This is a genomic window from Nonomuraea typhae, from assembly GCF_009760925.1.
Classification (GTDB): domain Bacteria; phylum Actinomycetota; class Actinomycetes; order Streptosporangiales; family Streptosporangiaceae; genus Nonomuraea; species Nonomuraea typhae.
Map to the genome: position 1 here is coordinate 206,204 of NZ_VRLV01000005.1, position 18,799 is coordinate 225,002.

The following is an 18,799-nucleotide window of genomic DNA, read 5'->3' on the forward strand; positions in this document are numbered from 1 at the left end:
ACGGGGTGCTCCCGCCGTACGGCCCCGCTCCGGGTCAATCTAGTCCCATCACGCTTTCTCCGGGTGGTGTACGGCCGGCCAGGGCGGTGAGGCCGGCGGTCGTGGCGGTGGCCAGGTTGGTGATCGTCGTGTCGTCGACGTGCTGGTGGAAGAGGTACAGGGCGGCCACGTGGGAGCCGATCAGCAGCAGGTGGGCGATCGCGGGGTCGACGGGCCGGGCCAGTTCGCCGCGGGCCACGGCGCGCTGGATGATCTCGGCCAGGCCGGCGAGTTCGGGGGCCTGGAAGTGGTCCTGGAATCGGGTGACCAGCTCGGGATTAACGGCGAGTTCGCTCATCAGGGCCGGTGCCACATGGCGGGATGCCGGGGCGGCCAGGAGGGTGTGGTACGTGCGGGCCAGCTCCAGCAGGTCTCCGTGCAGCGAGCCGGTGTCGGGCAGCGGGGGCGGCCACTGGCCGTGGACCGTGGCGATGAACGCCATCTCGGCCTTGGAGGCGTAGCGCCGGTAGATCGCCGCCTTGCCCACCCCGGCGCGGGCCGCGACCTGGTCGATGGTCAGGGCCGGGTAACCGGCCTCGTCGATGAGCTCGCGGGCGGTCTCCAGGATTTTGTGATCCACGCGACTGTCTCGGGGCCGCCCACCCCGTTGATTTCTCGCTGCCATGCCTGCATGATACGGAACATGAGTACCGGAACTGTAGTTTCGTAATCGCGATGAGACTCCCCAAAAGCGCACACGCCGAACAGCCGTGGCGCATCCACGAGTTCACCCGAGATTTCCGGATCGAGGATGTCTGGTCCTTCCGCACCCCCGGCGCCGGGCCGGACGACTTCCCCGTGATGCTCGCCGCGTTGCGGGTGGCCTACGACACCGTCAAGGAGCCGGCCGTGGTCCGGTTCCTGTTCGCGGTGCGCTGGAAGCTCGGCGCCCTGCTGGGCTGGGACACGCCCAAGGCGGGCCTGGGCGGGCGGGTTTCCTCGCTCCGCGACCGCCTGCCGGACGACCTCGCCCGGACGGCGGACGGCGCCGCCCCCTGCTCCGACCCGTTCACCGAGGTGTACCTGCTCGACAGGGAGGCCGCCCGTGAGCTGGCGAACAGGACCGTCCACGACATCATGCACCTCGGCTGGGTGCCGGCCGGCGACGGCGGATACGAACTGCGAATGGCGGCCCTGGTCAAGCCCAACGGCCTGTTCGGGCGGCTCTACATGGCCCTGATAGCGCCCTTCCGCTACTGGATCGTCTATCCGGCCCTCACCCGCCAATGGGAACGCGCCTGGCGAGACCGCGCCCTGCTCCTCTGAAGCCGGATTATCCGCAACGGACCTAAGATGGCGGCATGACTGCCATGGCGCCAGCGCGTACCAGCACCGACCTGTCGTTCCTGCTCGACCACACCAGCCACGTCCTGCGCAGCCGGATGGCGGCGGCGCTGGCCGAGATCGGGCTGACGGCGCGGATGCACTGCGTGCTGGTCCACGCGCTGGAGGAGGAGCGCACCCAGATCCAGCTGGCCGAGATCGGGGACATGGACAAGACCACCATGGTCGTCACCGTCGACGCGCTGGAGAAGGAGGGGCTGGCGGAGCGGCGGCCGTCGAGCACGGACCGGCGGGCGCGGATCATCGCGGTCACCGACAAGGGCGCCGAGGTGGCCAAGCGCAGTCAGGTGATCGTGGATCGGGTGCATCGGGACGCCATCGACTCCCTGCCGGACGACGAGCGGGAGGTGCTGGTGCGGGCGCTCACGCGGCTGTCCAGGGAGCATCTCGGCACGCCGGTCGAGGCGCCTCAGGTGGTACGGCGGGCTCGCCAGAAATAGGTTCACAAAGGATCGTCTACAACAAAACTATCTGCTACGGTTCCTCTTGTTCCTATCGAACGGGAGAAACCGATATGTCTCGTTGGCTAGCACTCATCGTGCTTTCGTCCGCCGCGTTGATGACCATCCTCGACGGCAGCATCGTCACCGTGGCGATGCCCGCCATCCAGCGCGAACTCGGGTTCTCGCCCGCCGAGCTGAGCTGGACCGTGAACGCCTACCTGATCCCCTTCGGCGGCCTGCTCCTCCTCGCCGGACGGCTGGGCGACCTGATCGGGCGCAAGACGATGTTCCTGGCCGGCAACGCGGTCTTCACCGCCGCCTCCCTGCTGGCGGGCCTGGCCACCGGCCCCGGGATGCTGGTGGCCGCCCGGTTCCTGCAAGGGGTGGGCAGCGCCATGGCCTCCGCGGTCGTGCTCGGGATCCTGGTGACGCTCTTCTCCGAGCCGAAGGAACGGGCGAAGGCGATCGGGGTGTTCGCCTTCACCGGCGCCGCCGGAGCCTCGATCGGCCAGGTCGTGGGCGGGGTGCTCACCGACGCGCTGAGCTGGAACTGGATCTTCTTCATCAACCTGCCGATCGGGCTGGTGACCGTCCTGCTCGCCATCCCGGCCCTTCCCGGCGACCGCGGGCTCGGGCTGTCGGCCGGCGCGGACGTGATCGGCGCGCTGCTCGTCACGGCCGGCCTCATGCTCGGCATCTACACCGCCGTCAAGATCGAGGAGTACGGCTGGCTGTCCGGGCACACCCTGGGCCTGGGCGCGCTGACGGTGGTCCTGCTGGCCGGGTTCGTCGCCCGCCAGGCCACGGCCAGGGCGCCGCTGATGCCGCTGCGGATCTTCCGTTCGCGCAACGTCGTCGGCGGCAACCTCGCCCAGATCCTCAGCCTGTCCGCCATGTTCGCCTTCCAGGTGATCGTCGCCCTCTACATGCAGCGGGTCCTGAGCTACGGGGCGCTGCAGACCGGCCTGGCGATGCTGCCCGCGGCCGTGGCCATCGGCGGGATCTCGCTGTTCGTCTCCGCCCGGCTCAACACCCGCTTCGGCGAGCGCAACGTGCTGCTGGCCGGGCTGGTGCTGCTGGTGGCGGCGATGGCCTGGCTGACCAGGGTGCCCGTCGCCGCGAACTACACCACCGACCTGCTCCCGGTCATGCTGCTGATCGCGGGCGGCGGGCTGGTGCTCCCAGCCCTGACCACGCTCGGCATGTCGGGCGCGAACGCCGACGACGCCGGCCTGGCCTCGGGGGTCTTCAACACCACGCAGCAGATCGGCATGGCGCTCGGCGTCGCGCTGCTGTCCACGCTGGCCGCCGCCGAGACCAAGGGCGCCCTGGCGGGGGGTGCGACGGAGGCGGTGGCGCTGACCGGCGGGTACCGGCTGGCCTTCACCATCTCGGCCGGGCTGCTCGTGGCCGCGTTCGTCCTGTCGGTGGTGGTCCTGCGCCAGCCCAAGGAGTCGACGGTCAGGGCTTGATCAGGCCGAACAGCTTCTGGATCTTCTCCTGGTCGGCGATCAGCGGGAGCGAGTCGAAGGTCAGGGACCAGTCCGTCACCCTGCCGCCCTTCGTGCCGAACCGCTCGATGATGCCGAACCCGAGCGTCCTGCCCTGGGCGTCCACCTCGCCGTGCGTCTCCACGTAGGTGGCGCTGCGGGTGCGGATCACCTGGCCGGGCGCCAGCTTGGGGGCGGCGAACAGGCTGACGAGCTTCCTGACGTACTCCAGCTTGGCCGCCCCTGTGTACAGCTTGCGAGAGCCGAGGCCCGGACCCGACAGCGGCGCGTCGCCCGTCGCCGCGACCAGCGCCTCGGCGTCGCGCGCCGTCCACAAGGCGGCCCGCCCGAGCAGTCCCCGGGCCGGAGCCGCCGGAGCCGCCGATGCCGCCGAGGCGCCGGGACGGTCGTGGATGCCCCCGAACGGGTCGCCCAGCTCCATCTCCGGCGGCGCGATCGGGTTGAACCAGGCGAACCTGTCGTAGTACCGGCGCCCCTGGACGACGTCCCCCTTGTCATTGATCACCACGCGGTACATGGACGGGTACCTGATCGGCGTGCCGTTGATCTCGACGGAGTTGTCGGCCGAGTAGAAGACGGTGTTCTCGCCGGCCGCCACCCGGGACGGGACGAACCTGAAGGAGGGCACCAGGCCGAGCGTCCTCCTGATGGCCGGCTCGATGTTCGCCCAGCCGTGGATCACGGGGGAGCCCGCCTCCCACAGCGTGGCGTCGGGGGCGAACTCCGCGCGGTAGGCCGCGATCCGCTTCTCCATGCTCTTCGTGCCGTCGGGCAGGATCTCGTAGGTGGGGGTGGCGCCGAACGTCGTCTGCCGCTCGATGTGCGAGGCGGCGGCCGGGGTGAGCCGCCCCTCGACCGGGACGGACTCGGCGTGGACCGGCCCCGCCGCCAGGACGACCGCCAGCGCGGCCGTGCTCAGCACCCACGTCTTCTTCGTCATCGCGTTCATGGGGAAGACGCTAGGGATCGGGGCGGCGGGCCCGAATCCGTCACGGTGACGGTACGAGTGTCCAGTCGGCGGCCTGTTCGCGGTGGCGCCAGTAGCTCGCGAACCGGCCGTTCAGCGTGATCAGCTCGGCCAGCGACCCGCACTCGGCCACCTTCCCGCCCTCCAGGAAGACGATCTGGTCGGCGCGGGCGATCGTGCTGAGCCGGTGGGCGATGATCAGGGTGCCGCGGTCCCGGCCGCTGGACTCGAGGGCGGCGACGATGGCGCGTTCGTTGGTGGTGTCCAGGGCGGCGGTGGCCTCGTCCAGGAGCAGCAGGGGCGCGTCCTTGAGCAGGGCGCGGGCGATGCTGACCCGCTGGCGCTCGCCGCCGGACAGCGCGGCGCCCCGTTCGCCCACCCGGGTCTCGAACCCGTCGGGCAGGCGGCTGACGACCTCGTCGAGCTGGGCCGCCGAGGCCGCGGCGCGGACCTGTTCGTCGGAGGCGCCGGGATTACCCAGCCGGATGTTGTCGTACAACGTCGCGTCGAACAGGTACACGTCCTGGAAGACGATGCCCAACTGGCCCATCAGCACGGCCGGATCGTAGGAGCGCACGTCGTGCCCGGTCACCTCGACGGCGCCGGACGACACCTCGTGAAAGCGGGCGATCAGGGCGAGCAGGGTGCTCTTGCCCGCGCCGGAGGGGCCGACGACGGCCGTGGTGGTGCCCCGCTCGACGGTGAACGAGACCCCGTCCAGGGTGTCCTTGCCGGGTTCGTAGCCGAAGCGGACCTCGCGCAACACCAGCGCCGGGGCCTCGTGCCGGGGCAGGACCTCCTCGGCCGCGCCGTTCAGCACGGGGGCGTCGAGCATCGTGCGGACCCTGCCCAGGGTGCCGCGCATGTTCTCCAGGGCCGGGGACAGGTCGGCCAGCGTGGTGAACGGCTCGATGAACCGGACCACGACGATGATCACGGCCACCACCTCGGCGGCCGACAGCCTCCCGGCCAGGCCCTGCGTGACGGCCGTGGCGGCCAGGGCGAGCAGCGCCACCTGGGTCGCCAGGCCGAACACGAGCTGGCCGGGGATGCCGAAGCCGATCAGGCGCAGCGCCGCCGTGCGCTGCCGGGTCAGCGCGCGGCCGATCGCCGTCCCCTCCACGCCGGTACGGCCGGCCGTACGCAAGGCGGGCTGGGACTGGGCCAGCTCGATGATGCGGTTGGCGACCTCACCGGAGGCGTCGGCGTAGGAGGCGTCGGCGGCGCGCATCCAGCGCCCGCTCAGCCAGAGCGCGCCCAGCAGCAGCGGGACGGCGGCCAGCGCGACCAGGCCCAGCGGCGGGGCGACGGCCAGCAGGCCGAGGCCGATGAGGGCGGGCAGCGTGAGGGCGTTGACGGTCGGGGTGATCAGGTGGGTGATGCCCTGGCAGAGTTCGCGGCCGGAGGAGGTGAGGGCGCGCTGGGCCTCGGTGCGGCGATCGGTGGTGAACCAGCCGAGCGGGATGCGCCGCAGCCGGTCCACGATCTGCGTCTCGATCTTGTTGAGCAGTTCGAAGCCGATGGCGAACCCGGCACCGGCGACCGCGTAGTCGCAGGCCCAGCCCGCGGCCACCAGCGCGGCGAGCGCCAGGGCCCACGGGAGCGCGGCGCCCGGGGCGGGGGAGAAGAGGGCGGACAGCAGGGGCACCAGGCTGAGCACCGCCCCGGCGCGCAGCACGGTGCTCAGCCCGAGCAGGCAGGCGTACCGGACGGCCGCCTTGCGGTCACCGGCCAGGCGGAGGGTCTGGAGGATCATGCGCTCGCCTTCCGGGGAGTGAGCTGAGGGGAGGACGCCTGCCACAGGTCGCGGTACAGCCCGGGCACGGCCAGCAGGTCGGCGTGGGCGCCCTGCTGGACGATGCGCCCGCCGTCCAGCGCGACGATGGTGTCGGCGCCGGCCACGGTGTGCAGGCGGTGCGCGATCACCAGCACGGTCCGCCCGGCGACCAGGCGGGTGAGCGCCTCCTGGACCTGGTCCTCGGACTCCGGGTCGGCGTAGGCGGTGGCCTCGTCCAGGACGAGTACCGCGGGGTCGGCCAGGAGCGCGCGGGCGATGGTCAGGCGCTGGGCCTCGCCGCCGGACAGGCGGGCCGCGTCGCCGAGGACCGCGTCGTACCCGCCGGGCAGCCGGGTGATCCGGTCGTGGATGCGGGCGGCCTTCGCCGCCTCCTCGACCTGGTCGCGGGTGGCGCCGGGCCGGGCGAGGGCGATGTTGTCGTGCACGGTGCCGCGGATGAGGGCGACGTCCTGGAAGACGAAGCCGACATTGCCATACAGGTCGGTGAGCGGGAGGTCGCGCAGGTCCACGCCGTCCAGGGTGATCCGGCCGTCGGTGACGTCGTGGAAGCGGGCCAGCAGCGCGGCCAGCGTGGACTTCCCGGCGCCGCTCGGGCCGACGAGCGCCGTCACGGTACCCGGGCGCAGCTCCAGGTCGATGCCGGTCAGGACGTCGTGGCCCGCGGTGTAGGCGAACCGCACACCCTCGAAGCGCACCGACCGCCCCCGGGCGGAGGGCAGCGGCTCGGGCGTCCCGGGCTCGGGCAGTTCCGGCTCGTCCATGAGCAGGCCGATCCGCTGGGCGGCGTCCCGCGCCTCGCGGGCCGAGCTCAGGCCGAACCCGGCGGCCAGCAACTGCGCGCCGAACGTCACGCCCAGCAGCAGGAACGGCAGCAGGTCGGCGGCGGTGAGCACGCCACCGGCCATCATCAGGGACCCGGCCACGACGATCAGCAACAACGAGGTGAGCGGCCGGGTGGCCAGGTCGACCAGCGTCTTACGGCCACCCAGAGGGCGCTGCCACTGGTCGAGGAAACGGGCGCGCTCCTCCAGCGTCGCCCGGAAGCCGCCCGCGGGCCCGGCGTCGTAGGCGCGCACGACGGTCAGCCCGTCCACGTAGGCGACGGCCTCGGACCCGACCCGGGTCTCCCACGTGCTGAACTTCGGCAGCGCCGCGCTGGACGCCTGCAGCATGCGCGCCGTCAGAATCCCGTACACCAGCAGCGGCACCAGCAGGATCGCGGCCAGCCCGGCCGAGACGGAGAACAGATAGCCCAGTACGGCCAGCGGAGTCACCAGCGCCGCCACGATGTCCAGCACGGCATGCGTGACCAGGTAGTGCACGCTGGCCGCGTCATCCTGCACGGCCTGCTTGATCCGCCCCGAGGTGCGCTCGGTGAACCACCCCAGCGGCAGCCGCCCCAGCTTGCCGACCACGTCGGCCCGGACCCGGTGCCCGAACCGCGCGTCCAGCACGTGCATGGCCAGCACCAGCAGCCCGGCCAGCGTGGTGCCCGCGCCCAGCAGGATCACGGCCAGCAGCCCGAGCCCGGCGACCCCTTCGGCGCCGCCGGCCAGCAGCCTGCGGCACAACTCGACCAGGACCAGATACGGCGCGAGCTGCAGCAGGCTGACGACCGCCTGGAAGACGCCGGCGAGGATGAGCCGCGACCGCAGCGGCGCCAGCAGTCGCACCCCGGCCCGCGACCGCCACCTGCCCGGTTCCGGGGCAGGGGACGCCGCGGCGGGCTCGGGGGCCGGTTCCTGGGCGCTCCGGTCCACGCCCATCGCCTTGCCCTTGATCCAGTACGCCTGCGCCTTCACCTCCGACTTGGGGAACCCGAGCTCCTTGAGCCGCTCCCGCACCCGCCGGGTGGCGGCCGACTCCGCGGTCACCCAGGCGTACCAGTCGGACCAGTCCCGCCCCTCGACGGCCTGGGCCAGCAGCCCGGGATCCCCGGTGGTGTCCAGCCACGTCACCCGGGCCAGAGGATGCCCGGTCATCGGGATCAGCCGGTCGTCGGCGTGATGCGACTCCAGCAGCACCTCGACCGGCGACGTGTCCGGCACGGCGGCCAGAATCGCGTTGATCCCGGGCAACGAGGCCGCGTCCCCGACGAGCAGGTAGCCGCCGGGCTCCGGATCCGGCACCGTGAACTGCTTGGACCCCCACCGGCTCACCTCCACGCTGTCCCCGATCTGGACGTTCCTGGCCCAGATGGACGCGGGACCGGCCGGCTCGTGCAGCACGAACTCCATGCTGACCAGCAGGTTCTCCGGATCCGGTGCCACCAGCGTGTAGCCGCGCTGGTGCTCGCGGCCGGGCCGTACCGGATCGGGAGCCCACATCCGGACCCAGGCCGCCGCCTCGATCGGACCGGTGTCGAAGAGCGTCGGCGCGTGGAAGGTGATGCGCCGGTAGTGCGGGGTGATGTCGGTGAAGGACACGACGGTGATGGTGTGGTTGATCGCACCGAAGGTCTTCATCACCGCCCCGGCGTAGCCGCGAGCCATCAATGGTCCTCTCTTAGTACGGCGACGGCCGCCCCGGGCGGAAGCCTGCGCACCAGCCCGTCGGCCAGCGCGCTGACGACCACGTCGAAGTAGTCGTCGGCGGTATGGGCGGGAATGCCCCCGACGGCGGCGACCACCAGCGGCGAGGCGGCCATGGCCGCCCTCGCCTCCCGCGTGGCCTGCTCGGTGCCCGGCGGATCGAGCAGCGCGTGGGCCTCCTGAACCTCTTCGACCACGGTGAGCCCGAGGGTGACGGTGGCGACGGCGGAGCTGAGCACGGTGGCGGCGGCGGGGTCGTACCCGCGCCGCCCGAGCGCCCTGATCTGCGTCTCGAGCAGCCTGACTCCTGAGGGGCCGCGCGGGAAGATCCGCTGCAGGTACGGCCCGCTGCCGGGATGCCGCTTGGTGAAGCGCCGAAGCTGCCACGCGAACGCCACCAGGTGATCGGCGACCGGCTGAGCAGGGTCGTCCTCGAGCGTCAGACCGGCCAGAACGGCCTCCCCGACCAGGGTTTCGAGCGCGGCCCGGCTCGGCACGTGCCGGTACACGGCCGCGGTGGTGACGCCGAGCGCGTCCGCCACCGCCTGCACGGTCAGGTCGCGCAGGCCGAGCCGTACTCCCGCGGCGACGACGTCCTCGTGGGTGAAGGTGGCTGTCCGCCCGCCCGTCCTCACGACCCCTCCCGAAGGTAAGCCTAACCTTAGTTACGGGCCATAACTTAGACGCCGAATCGTCCGCGCACAAGGGCGGACTACAGTGTGGACATGCCTCGTTTCCGCGCCATCCTGGACACGATGCCCGCCTACAAGCCGGGCAAGGCCGTACTCACCGCCGACGGCCGGTCCTACAAGCTGTCCTCCAACGAGTCCCCCTATGACCCGCTGCCTTCGGTCGTCGAGGCGATCGCGGAGGGCGCACGGCAGATCAACCGCTACCCGGACCCTGGCTGCGCCCAGCTGACCGAGGCGATCGCCCAGCGCTACGACGTGCCGGTCGAGCACGTGGCCCTCGGCGCGGGATCGGTGACGGTGGCGCAGCAACTGTTCGAGACCGTAGGCGAACCGGGCGCCGAAGTGATCTACGCCTGGCGCTCGTTCGAGGCATACCCGCTGCTGGCCGACCTGGCCGGGGCGGTCTCGGTGCAGGTGCCTTTGGTGGACGAGGAACACGACCTGGACGCGATGGCCGCCGCCGTCACCGACCGGACCCGGATGATCTTCGTCTGCAACCCGAACAACCCGACCGGCGTCTCGATCCGCCGCGACCGGCTGACGGCGTTCCTCGACAAGATCCCCGACAACGTCCTCGTCGTCCTGGACGAGGCATACCGCGAATACGTCCGCGACGAGGACGTCCCCGACGGCCTGGACTTCTACCGCGAACGACGCAACGTCTGCGTCCTGCGCACCTTCTCCAAGGCGTACGGCCTGGCCGGCCTGCGAGTCGGCTACCTGATCGGCCACGAGCCGGTCGCCGGAGCCGTCCGCAAGGTCATGGTCCCCTTCGCCGTCAACCACCTGGCCCAGATCGCCGCCTGCGCCTCACTCCAGGCCGAGACCGAACTCCTGACCAGAGTGGAGAGCGTGGTGAAGGAACGCGCCCGGGTCCGCGAGGCACTGATCGCCCAGGGCTGGACGGTCCCGCCCACCGAGGCCAACTTCGTCTGGCTCCGGCTCGGCGAACACACCATGGACTTCGCCGCGGCATGCGCGGTGGAGGGCGTGGCCGTACGCCCGTTCGCGGGCGAGGGGGCCCGCGTGTCGATCGGCGACCCGGAGGCGAACGACGCCTTCCTCAAGGCGGCCGCGGCCTTCCTCTGAAAGGCAAGGTCTTACACCCACGGGCGCTTCGCGCACGGGGTTCCAGGCGTGTCTCCAGCCGAGCTGAAGCTCGACCCCTGGAGGTCCTCGCTCCGCTCGGGCAGCCTGTTTCTGCGTGCGCCTTCGGCGCCCGGCTTGCGCGATGTGATGATCGTCGCGGCAGGGTGCGGCAGGGACGTTCGGTCTACCGCAGGGGTTGACTCTGCTTACCCTCGCGTGACCCTTGGGGTCCGTGGCGTAGGCCAGGAGGGCGAAATCTCATGCAATCCAACAGCAACAGAGACGATCTCTCGCTTACCTTCTACTGCAAGGACCCCCTCTCCAAGACCAAGGCCGACCACCTCACCGGGCGGTACGAGGTCGACTTGGCCAAGAGACCTACTCACTTGTCATGGCCTGGGTACGCGGTGGGTGTCTGCGTACCGGCACGGCCCGTCTGGAAGACCCCCGTCACCCCGGCGACGACCAGGCGGCCGAGGCGCTGTTCGAGCGGGTTGCGGCCCGTATCGTGGCCACGCATGACCTCGCGCCCAGCCTGGCGCGGCAAGCGTTGGACCAGGCGCTGATCTTTCTGGTCGTGGCCGCCCAGGACGCCGCACGGGCTCTGTCACCCTCCCCACTGGTCGACGAGGCGTGGGACACCTTCATCCTGTACACGGTGGGCGAAACCGCCGGCCTGCTACGCGAACAAGGTTTCTACGTCCTGGACGCGCTCTGGCCACGCGACGCGGCGGCCACCAGCAAAGCCAACTGCACCTCGTGCTACTCGGGGGACCATGTGGGAGATGGTGACGACGGGTAGCGGCCGGCAACCTCCCGATCCTGGTGAGAGCGGGTGAGAAGAGAACGTCCAATGCCCCCTCCCTGTAGAAGGCTCTGGTGGGCCTTGGGCCTGGAGCCACGGGGTGAGCGGGGCCGCCCGCAACCTCGCGCGGAACCACGGTTGCGCCATCACGGTGCCCGGTCCGGATGTCGACGTGGTTCTCGAAGGCACCGCCCATCTCGTCCGGAACGCAGCCCGGCTGCAGCAGATCGCGGACCAGTTTCCGGCCAAGTATCCGTGGTGGCATCCAGTGGTCAACGATGGCGAGTTCTACGATCCGGCCGACTCCGCCTTCAGCGATCCCCGGCACGTCTACGCTCTTGAGCCGGCCCAGGTGTTCGCCTTCGGCAAGGAGAAGGGGTTCACTGCCACGCGCTGGCGTGGCCGTAGCGGCTGAGGAACGTCGTGACCGCCTCCTCGCGCTGCCGCGCCAGCTCGTCGTCCTCCGCCGGTGCGGATTGTGCGGCGAGTGTGCGGCGGTTGAGCGGGTCGCCGAGAACCAGCCAGGTGAACTGTTGCGCCGCCGCGAGCGTGTCCTCGGCCTTGATCAGGCCCCGCGCCGCCAGGGCGGCCAGTGCGTCGGCGAGCAACTGGGTGTTGCGGGTCCAGCTGCGCTCGACGTAGTCGGCGGCGACGTCCGGGAAGCGCGCGGACTCCGTGGCGACCAGCGATCGCATGCGCAGCACCGGCTCGCTCAGCACGCCCGAGTGCAGCACGTGCGCGAGCCGCAGCAGGCCGGCCCGGATGTCCGCGGACTCTGTCAGCGCTTCGGTGTGGGGCCGCATGGCGTCGTAGCCGCGGTCGACCCAGTCGCGGACCACCGCCGCGTACAGCCGTTCCTTCGAGGGGTACTCGCGATAGAGCGTCTGTTTCGAGATCCGGGCCTGGGCGGCCACCTGGTCCATCGTCGCGCCGGGATATCCCTGGGTGAGGAACACCTCGCGGGCGATCGCCAGTAGTTCCGCACCGCCACTGCCTCTCGGGCGCCCGCGTGGTCGCGACCCTGCCTCCGCTGCCATCCGACCTCCTTAGTACTTGACAGTACTATAAGTCGATAAATATAGTACTTCTCAGTACCAAAAAGGAGGTCTAGATGCTCGCCCTGGGAATCCCTCTCTCCGCGGTCTTGGCGTTCGTGGCCAGTTCCCTCTACTACGCCCTGGCCACGCCGTTCGAGCAGCGCCGGCTGGGCGCCGCCGCGCCCGACCGGGGACGGCCGGCAGCGTGGAAGGCGGCCGTGGAGTTGCTGCGGACCGCGCTCCTGGCCGGCGTGTTCGCCTGGATCGCGGCACAGGCGGACCTGTTGAGCTGGCCCTCGGCGATGCTGCTGGGCGTCGTCGCGTGGCTCGGCTTCCCGCTCATCCTGCTCACCGGCTCGGTGCTGTGGGAGCGCGTACCGGTGGTCACCGCCGTGCTGCACGCCGGAGACTGGCTCCTGAAACTGCTGCTCATCGGGGCCGTGCTCGGCCTCCTGCACTAGTACCCGGGCACGGGTGGCGCAGTCGCCGGTGAATCAGGCACATCGCGACCGTCAGCATGGCGAGGAACGGGCCGATGACGGCGACGCCGTACAGGCTGATGAGCGTCGCGGCGACGGCGCCGGGCAACACCGCGCCGGCCGCCGAGGAGGCGGCCATCTGGAGGCCGATCGTGCGGTCCGCGTGCGCCTCGCCGACACGTTCGGACGTCGTCAACGTCAGCAGCGGGAACATCGGCGCGGCCGCGAGGCCGATGACGACCACGCCGGCCGAGGCCATCCAGCCCGGTCCCGGAATCACCACGAACGCCGCGCCGATGAGCATTCCCCACACACCCAGGGTGAGGAAACGCCGGGTTCCGACCCGGTCTCCCCAGTGCCCGACCATGACGCGCCCGGCGAACATGGCCGCCCAGAAGGCCGAAACGGTCAGGGCGGCCGGGCCGTCGGCCAGGCCGCGGCCGGTCGTGAGGTAGACGTAGGCCCAGATTCCGGTCCCCGCCTCGATGCCCGACTGGAGGACGAACGCCGCCAGGCTCGGCCACAACAGGCGCGGGGACGGCCACGGGGGATGGCTTGGGCGCGTCGCGATGGCCGAGGGCCTGCCCCACCGCTTCGCCGTACGTGCGAACGTGACCGCCAGCAGCACCTGCGAGATCGCCAGCACGACGTACGGCAGGCGCCACGATCGACCGTCGGCCAGCAGTACGGTCGCCGCGGCCGGACCCGCCGCGGCGCCCAGGCAGTAGCAGGCGTGCATCCAGGTCAGGTGACGGGCGCCGAAGTGCCGTGCGGCGTAGGCGTTGAGCGCGGAGTCGATCGCGCCGGAGGCCAGGCCGCCGAGGAGTACGGCGAGCAGCACCACCCAGAACGCCCCCGCCAGCGCGTACACCGTCAGCGCGCCGGCCGACAGCGCGGTGCTCAGCGCCAGCACCCACCCGACCCCGGCGCGGGCGAGGAGGGACGCGGCCGAGGAACTGGAGACGACGTACCCGGCGACGCCGAACGGGACGACGACGCCCAGCGCCTCGATCGGCTGGCGCAGGTCCAGCCGGACGAACGGCCACGTGATGCCGCCCACGGTGTCGGGCAGGGCGATGGAGACATAGGCCAGGTAGACAAGGAGGAACAACGGCACGCGAAGGCCACCCTTCCGGGCTGCGCAGCACGCGCGGAGCGGGCGCAGCACGCGTCAGACGAGATCAGGGATCCGAGTCAGCGCGTGCCGTGGTGACCGGGTACAGCCGCACCGGCCGTTCCGGTGCCGGGTGATTCCTCCACGAGAGGTGACGGTAACCGATGATGTCGTGGGTGGGCGACTGCATATTCTGCGCGATCGTCACTTCAGCAGGCGGGAGAGCGTGATGAGGTGGCCGGAGTTGGCAGGGGTGAAGGTGGCGTACTTGGCTGCTACCAGGTCCTTGATCTGCGGGTCCCATTCGGCGAGTTCGAGCCACGAGTGCAGGTAGTAGTCGGCGCCGTTGGCCGTGCCGGTGCCGTTCACGTACTGGCTGAAGACCGGGGCGGTGGCCGAGCCGTTCCACATCTTGGTCTTGAGCGTGTTCTTGAAGGCGGTCATGTCGGCGGCGGTGAAGACCTGACCGCGGCGGTAGGACTCCAGGAACGCGGACAGGTCCACGTTGGCGTGGGAGAGGTCCTCCTTCGTGGTGGTGTAGGAGGCGTAGTTCCAGATGTACGCGCCTCCGGAGTTGACCAGGTTCCGCTTGGCCCACTGGGCTGTGGAGTTGGCCTTCTGCAGGTAGGCGGCGTCGCCGTTGACGCCGTGCAGCACGGTGAGGAGGTTGGCGAAGCCGAGGGCCTGGTTGAAGGGCAGGTCGGAGCTGACCCGGGTGTGGGAGAAGGTGTCGACGTCGGGTGGTTCCTGCCAGGTGGTGCCGTTCCAGGTGTTGCCGAGGTAGCCGCTCTGCTCCCAGCGGGGCACGATCTCGGTCTCCAGAAAACCCCGATATGTCGCCGCCTTCGCGCTATATCCGGACAAGGCGGGGGTCTGGGCCACCAGCCGCACGAACTCCGCCACCGGAATGCCGATCATGGCGTCGTGCACCATGTACGGGAACCGGCCGCTCAGCTTCACCTCGTCGAAGGATGCCGACCCGGCCACCGTGTACGAGGCGTGCTCCAGCCACACCCGCAACGGCGCCCCGCCCGCCGGCAGCTTGCACTCGACCTGCTTGAACTCCCACGCCGTCGAGGTGTAGTCCAGCGCGCAGACCGTCGCCGAGCCGTTGCGCAGCACGATCCGCCCGGTGACCGACCCGGACTTCTTCCCCCACCCGCGCAGCACGTAGGCGGAGCCGCCCTCGTAGGCGCTGTTGACGTTCTGGTAGAGCTTCTTCCACTTGGCCTGATCCGAGATCACCCGGACGGCCTGCGCGCCCTCCTTGCGGTCGGTCGTGCGGTGGACGTGGCTGCCGGTGTCCTGGAACCGGGTCCACGAGGCGGGCAGCGTCGCATCCCCCGAGGCCGCGCTCTCGAAGCCCGGGTTGGCCAGCTCGACCGGTGAGTACCGCGAGGTGCTCCAGCCGAGGAACCCGTCGCCGTCCACGTCGTCGGCGTTGGCGATCACCGTGTCGGCATGGGTGACGAGCTTGTCCAGCCAGGCGGTGTCGCCGGTGGCCTGGTAGACGTCGAGGTAGCTGCGCATGATGTAGCTCTCGCCCCAGGCCAGCGTGGCACTGTCGGGGTTGCGGTAGCTGGAGCCGCCGATCTGCGCCTCGAGCGCCTGGTACTTGGTGAGCCAGACGTCCTCCACCGTCTGGGCGCCGCCGGTCAACGCCAGTGTCCCGGCCGCGAACAGGTTGAGCAGCACCTATGCCCCCTTTCGGGCGAACCAGTTGAGGTAGGCGACGCAGAGCAGGGTGGATCCCGTCTGCGCCTCGACAGCATGATCGTCGAACACCTGGCGGGCATGGGCGAACACGGCGGGATCCCACTGGGCCACGGGCATGAACCGCGGCGCCTGCAGGTACTGCCCGGCCGGAGCCAGACCGCCGCCGCCGTCCACGTAGAGGAAGGTCGTGGCGCTCCCGTTGTCGGTGGTGGCGAGGTTCCGGGTGTAGGTGCGGGCCAGGCGGGCCAGGTCGCGGCCGGTGAAGCCGAGGTTCCAGCGGTGGGCGGCCCCGGCGAACTCCACGTCCACGCCCGCGTGGCTGAGGTCCTCCTTCTGCTGCGCGCCCACGGGCGGCCGGCCGTACGACGGAGTCCATTCCGAGACGTCGTCGGCCCGCGTGTACCCGCGGTACATCACCCCGGACGACGGCCAGTACGGCCAGACGGCGGCGTCGGCGGCGTTCGGCGTGAGGTCGCGGGCGAAGGCGCGGGCCAGGGCGGCGGTGCGGCGGCGGTAGAGCGGGTCGCCGGTGGCGGCGGCCAGTTCGGCGTAGGTCTGGCCGAGGCCGAGCGACTGGTTGTGGGGCTGTTCGACGCCGTCGTAGGGGACGGGGGTGGTCTTGGCGAAGACGAAGTGGCCCGCGTCGCGCCACTCGTGGTCGTGGATGGCGGCCGCGTCGCGGACGGCGGTCAGGTACTCCACCGCCTTACCTCGATATTTCGGGATCCGTCGGAGGCGGGGACTCCGCATGACCACCCGCACGAACGACGCCATCGGATAGGTGATCATGCCCGTGTGCACGGAGAAGTGCACCGGCGCCGCGGCCATCGGGAAGGCGCCCTGCGCCGGCAGCCCGTCGCCGAGCTTCTTGACCGTGACCATGTTCGGCGAGGGGTAGGCGGCCAGGATGCGCTCGACCGCGTCGCCGGCGGTCAGGTCGGTGAAGGTGGAGGTGCGCTTCTTCTTCGGGTTGTCCACCACGATCGTGAACCGCTCGGCGGAGCTGCCCGCCTTCACGGTGACCACGGCGTCGCTCACGTTGGTCAGCGCGCTGCGCACCTCGAGCACCGGCTGCCCGGAGGCGTCCAGCAGGCGCACGCCGCCCGCCGTATAGCTGGTGTTGCGCCAGCCGGGCAGCGACAGCCCGCGGTGGTCGGTGACGCCGCGCACCGAGTCCCGCCCGGCCAGAACCAGGTCGGCGTTGTGGATGAGCCGGTCGAGGTAGTGGGTGTCGCGATATGCCTCGTACATGCGGACGAAGGCGGCCAGCACGTAGGACTGCCCCCAGCCGAGCTGCCCCAGCTCGTTGGTGTGCGTCGGCTGCCCGGCCGCCCCGCCGGCGTGGAAGGTCCGGTCGAACAGGTCGAAGGTCTCGCGGGCGGTGTAGTCGTAGGCGGTGGTCCGTGCGGTGAGGGGGAGGGCCAGCGCGATCGCGCCCAGGCCGAACTGCCTGCGGGTCAACATCGTGGTCAGCCTTTCACTGCGCCTCGCATGCCTTCGAGGACGTGGCGTTGCATGAGCATGAAGACGACCACCACCGGGATGATCGAGATGATCGTGCCGGCGGCGAGCGTGCGGACGTCGGTGCCGGTGATGCCGGCGAGGTAGGCGATGCCGAGGGCGATCGGGTACTTGCCCGAGTCCTTCAGCACCACCAGCGGCCAGATGAAGCTGTTCCAGACGGAGATGAAGCCGAAGATGCCCAGAATGGCCAGCGTGGGCCGGGCCGCGGGCAGCATGACGTGCCAGAAGATGCGCAGCTCGTGACAGCCGTCGGTGCGGGCTGCGTCCACGATCTCCCGCGGCACCCCGGCGAACGTCTGCCGGAGCAGGAAGATCCCGAACGCCGACAGCAGCCCCGGCAGGATCACCCCCGCATACGTGTCGGCCATCCCGAGCTGCGAGACCACGAGGAAGCGTGGGATGAGCATGACCTCGCCCGGCAGGAACATCGTCGACAGGATCGCCAGGAAGATCAGGTTCCGCCCGCGGAAGCGCAGCCGGGCCAGCGGGTAGGCGGCCAGTGCCGAGACCAGCACGTACGCCGGGACCATCGCGGCCACGTAGAGCACCGAGTTGAGCAGGTAGCGCGGGAACGGGATCGCCGTCCACGCCTCCTTCACCCAGTCCAGGACCGGAGGGCGCGGGACGACGTCGGGCGGGAAGGAGAAGACCGCCTGCCCGGCGGGTTTGAGCCCGGCCGACAGCAGGATGAGGAACGGGCCCACGAAGACCAGGGCGATGGCCGTGAGCAGGACGTACATCCCCAAGCGCCTCATGACGTCCTCCTGGTGAGCCGGTGGTTGAGCATCGCCATCGCGATCATGACCACCCAGAGCACGAGCCCGACGGCGCTGGCGTAGCCCATCTCGTAGTGCTCGAACCCGGCCGACCAGATGTAGTAGCCGAGGGTCAGCGTCGCGTCCTGCGGCCCGCCCCGGGTCATCACGTACACCGAGGTGAATGCCTGCATCGCGTCGAGCATCTCCATCGTGAAGGCGACCGCGATGTAGGGGACCATGAGCGGCACCGTGATGCGCCGGAAGCGGTGCCAGGCCGAGGCGCCGTCCACGCGGGCCGCCTCGTACAGCGAGGTGTCGATGGTCTGCAGCCCCGCCAGGTAGATCATCATGTAGAAGCCCATGCTCTTCCAGCCCTCGACCAGGATGAGCGCGGGTAAGGCCCAGAAGGGGTCGAGCAGGTACTGGATCGGCTGGTCGAGCAGCCCGGCGCCGGTGAGGATCCAGTTGAGCACGCCCTGCTGGTTGAAGACGTACTCCCAGGCCACGGCCACGGCGACCATCGAGGTGACCACCGGCAGGTAGTAGAGCATCCGGAAGGTCCTGATCCCCGGCAGCTTCTGGTTGACGAGTACGGCCAGCAGCAGCGGTAACACGACCAGGAGCGGGAAGAGCCCGAGGAGGAACAGCACGGAGTTGACCGTGGCCGTCCAGAACTTCTCGTCCCCGGCGAGCCTGGCGAAGTTGTCCAGCCCGGTGAACTCCGGTGGCGAGACCACGTCGTACGTCATGAACGACAGCTGGATCGCGGTGACGGCGGGCCAGACGAAGAAGACCCCGAACAACGCCAGGGCTGGGAGGGCGAAGAGGTAGGGGGTGTACCACCGCTGTCCGGGCATTGGTAGTCCTAAAGATGGATAACGGCGGGCCAGAATTTTCTGCAGCGTACATAGGTCGGGGATTGACGGCAAGAGTCCGTCCTGTCATTGTGCCG

At 70.4% G+C, this 18,799-nt stretch carries 18 protein-coding genes; 7 read left to right on the forward strand and 11 right to left on the reverse strand.

Features of this window, described 5'->3' with window-relative positions; genetic code table 11:
* Positions 1-34 precede the first annotated feature (34 nt).
* Positions 35-619 carry a TetR/AcrR family transcriptional regulator gene (locus FVE25_RS20420; RefSeq protein ID WP_219825580.1) on the reverse strand — a complete coding sequence of 195 codons (585 nt, stop codon included), beginning with the start codon at positions 617-619 and terminating at the stop codon, positions 35-37.
* A gap of 95 nt (positions 620-714) precedes the next feature.
* On the opposite strand from FVE25_RS20420, the gene FVE25_RS20425 reads away from it, so the two are divergent.
* The 3 genes from FVE25_RS20425 (at position 715) to FVE25_RS20435 (ending at position 3,298) form a co-directional block, all read left to right on the forward strand.
* The gene (locus FVE25_RS20425) at positions 715-1,305 is read left to right on the forward strand and encodes a DUF2867 domain-containing protein (protein ID WP_157248604.1); all 591 of its coding nucleotides are present in this window, start codon (positions 715-717) and stop codon (positions 1,303-1,305) included.
* A gap of 35 nt (positions 1,306-1,340) precedes the next feature.
* The gene (locus FVE25_RS20430) at positions 1,341-1,823 is read left to right on the forward strand and encodes a MarR family winged helix-turn-helix transcriptional regulator (RefSeq protein WP_157248605.1); all 483 of its coding nucleotides are present in this window, start codon (positions 1,341-1,343) and stop codon (positions 1,821-1,823) included.
* A gap of 98 nt (positions 1,824-1,921) precedes the next feature.
* A complete protein-coding gene (locus tag FVE25_RS20435; protein WP_246267227.1) occupies positions 1,922-3,298 on the forward strand; it encodes an MFS transporter in 1,377 nt (458 codons plus the stop codon).
* On the opposite strand, the gene FVE25_RS20440 is transcribed toward FVE25_RS20435, so the two are convergent.
* From FVE25_RS20440 to FVE25_RS20455, 4 genes are read right to left on the reverse strand one after another with little or no spacing between them, the layout of a single operon-like run.
* A complete protein-coding gene (locus FVE25_RS20440; RefSeq protein WP_157248607.1) occupies positions 3,288-4,286 on the reverse strand; it encodes a nuclear transport factor 2-like protein in 999 nt (332 codons plus the stop codon). The two genes, FVE25_RS20435 and FVE25_RS20440, sit on opposite strands and share 11 nt — an antisense overlap.
* A gap of 40 nt (positions 4,287-4,326) precedes the next feature.
* Positions 4,327-6,060, reverse strand: coding sequence for an ABC transporter ATP-binding protein (locus tag FVE25_RS20445; RefSeq protein WP_157248608.1), 1,734 nt, complete (start codon positions 6,058-6,060; stop codon positions 4,327-4,329).
* Positions 6,057-8,594, reverse strand: coding sequence for an ABC transporter ATP-binding protein/permease (locus FVE25_RS20450; RefSeq protein ID WP_157248609.1), 2,538 nt, complete (start codon positions 8,592-8,594; stop codon positions 6,057-6,059). Before FVE25_RS20450 ends, FVE25_RS20445 begins: the two co-directional genes overlap by 4 nt.
* Positions 8,594-9,268, reverse strand: a complete 675-nt coding sequence (locus FVE25_RS20455) for a TetR/AcrR family transcriptional regulator (RefSeq protein WP_157248610.1) — start codon at positions 9,266-9,268, stop codon at positions 8,594-8,596. Before FVE25_RS20455 ends, FVE25_RS20450 begins: the two co-directional genes overlap by 1 nt.
* 90 nt (positions 9,269-9,358) lie before the next feature.
* On the opposite strand from FVE25_RS20455, the gene hisC reads away from it, so the two are divergent.
* The 3 genes from hisC to FVE25_RS20470 all read left to right on the forward strand — a co-directional run bounded on the left by hisC (position 9,359) and on the right by FVE25_RS20470 (position 11,634).
* Positions 9,359-10,414, forward strand: a complete 1,056-nt coding sequence (gene hisC, locus FVE25_RS20460) for a histidinol-phosphate transaminase (protein ID WP_181019652.1) — start codon at positions 9,359-9,361, stop codon at positions 10,412-10,414.
* A gap of 391 nt (positions 10,415-10,805) precedes the next feature.
* Positions 10,806-11,216: a glycine-rich domain-containing protein gene (locus FVE25_RS20465; RefSeq protein ID WP_157248611.1), complete on the forward strand. Its 411-nt coding sequence runs from the start codon at positions 10,806-10,808 to the stop codon at positions 11,214-11,216.
* Between the two features lie 103 nt (positions 11,217-11,319).
* The gene (locus FVE25_RS20470) at positions 11,320-11,634 is read left to right on the forward strand and encodes a hypothetical protein (protein WP_157248612.1); all 315 of its coding nucleotides are present in this window, start codon (positions 11,320-11,322) and stop codon (positions 11,632-11,634) included.
* Here the strand turns inward: FVE25_RS20470 and FVE25_RS20475 are convergent.
* Positions 11,600-12,256 carry a TetR/AcrR family transcriptional regulator gene (locus FVE25_RS20475; protein WP_157248613.1) on the reverse strand — a complete coding sequence of 219 codons (657 nt, stop codon included), beginning with the start codon at positions 12,254-12,256 and terminating at the stop codon, positions 11,600-11,602. The genes FVE25_RS20470 and FVE25_RS20475 overlap by 35 nt on opposite strands.
* Positions 12,257-12,330: 74 nt before the next feature.
* Between FVE25_RS20475 and FVE25_RS20480 the strand changes: the two genes are divergently transcribed.
* A complete protein-coding gene (locus FVE25_RS20480; protein ID WP_157248614.1) occupies positions 12,331-12,717 on the forward strand; it encodes a DUF1761 domain-containing protein in 387 nt (128 codons plus the stop codon).
* On the opposite strand, the gene FVE25_RS20485 is transcribed toward FVE25_RS20480, so the two are convergent.
* From FVE25_RS20485 to FVE25_RS20505, 5 genes are all read right to left on the reverse strand, one after another.
* Positions 12,686-13,852, reverse strand: coding sequence for an MFS transporter (locus FVE25_RS20485; RefSeq protein WP_157248615.1), 1,167 nt, complete (start codon positions 13,850-13,852; stop codon positions 12,686-12,688). The two genes, FVE25_RS20480 and FVE25_RS20485, sit on opposite strands and share 32 nt — an antisense overlap.
* A gap of 201 nt (positions 13,853-14,053) precedes the next feature.
* Complete coding sequence (locus FVE25_RS20490; RefSeq protein WP_157248616.1) at positions 14,054-15,544, reverse strand: hypothetical protein; 1,491 nt, start codon at positions 15,542-15,544, stop codon at positions 14,054-14,056.
* Entirely contained in the window at positions 15,545-17,029 is a 1,485-nt protein-coding gene (locus FVE25_RS20495; RefSeq protein WP_157248617.1) for a hypothetical protein, read from the reverse strand.
* 5 nt (positions 17,030-17,034) lie between these two features.
* Positions 17,035-17,844, reverse strand: a complete 810-nt coding sequence (locus FVE25_RS20500) for a carbohydrate ABC transporter permease (protein ID WP_157248618.1) — start codon at positions 17,842-17,844, stop codon at positions 17,035-17,037.
* Positions 17,841-18,704 carry a carbohydrate ABC transporter permease gene (locus tag FVE25_RS20505; RefSeq protein ID WP_157248619.1) on the reverse strand — a complete coding sequence of 288 codons (864 nt, stop codon included), beginning with the start codon at positions 18,702-18,704 and terminating at the stop codon, positions 17,841-17,843. The genes FVE25_RS20500 and FVE25_RS20505 overlap by 4 nt, the downstream gene beginning before the upstream one ends.
* Positions 18,705-18,799: the final 95 nt, after the last annotated feature.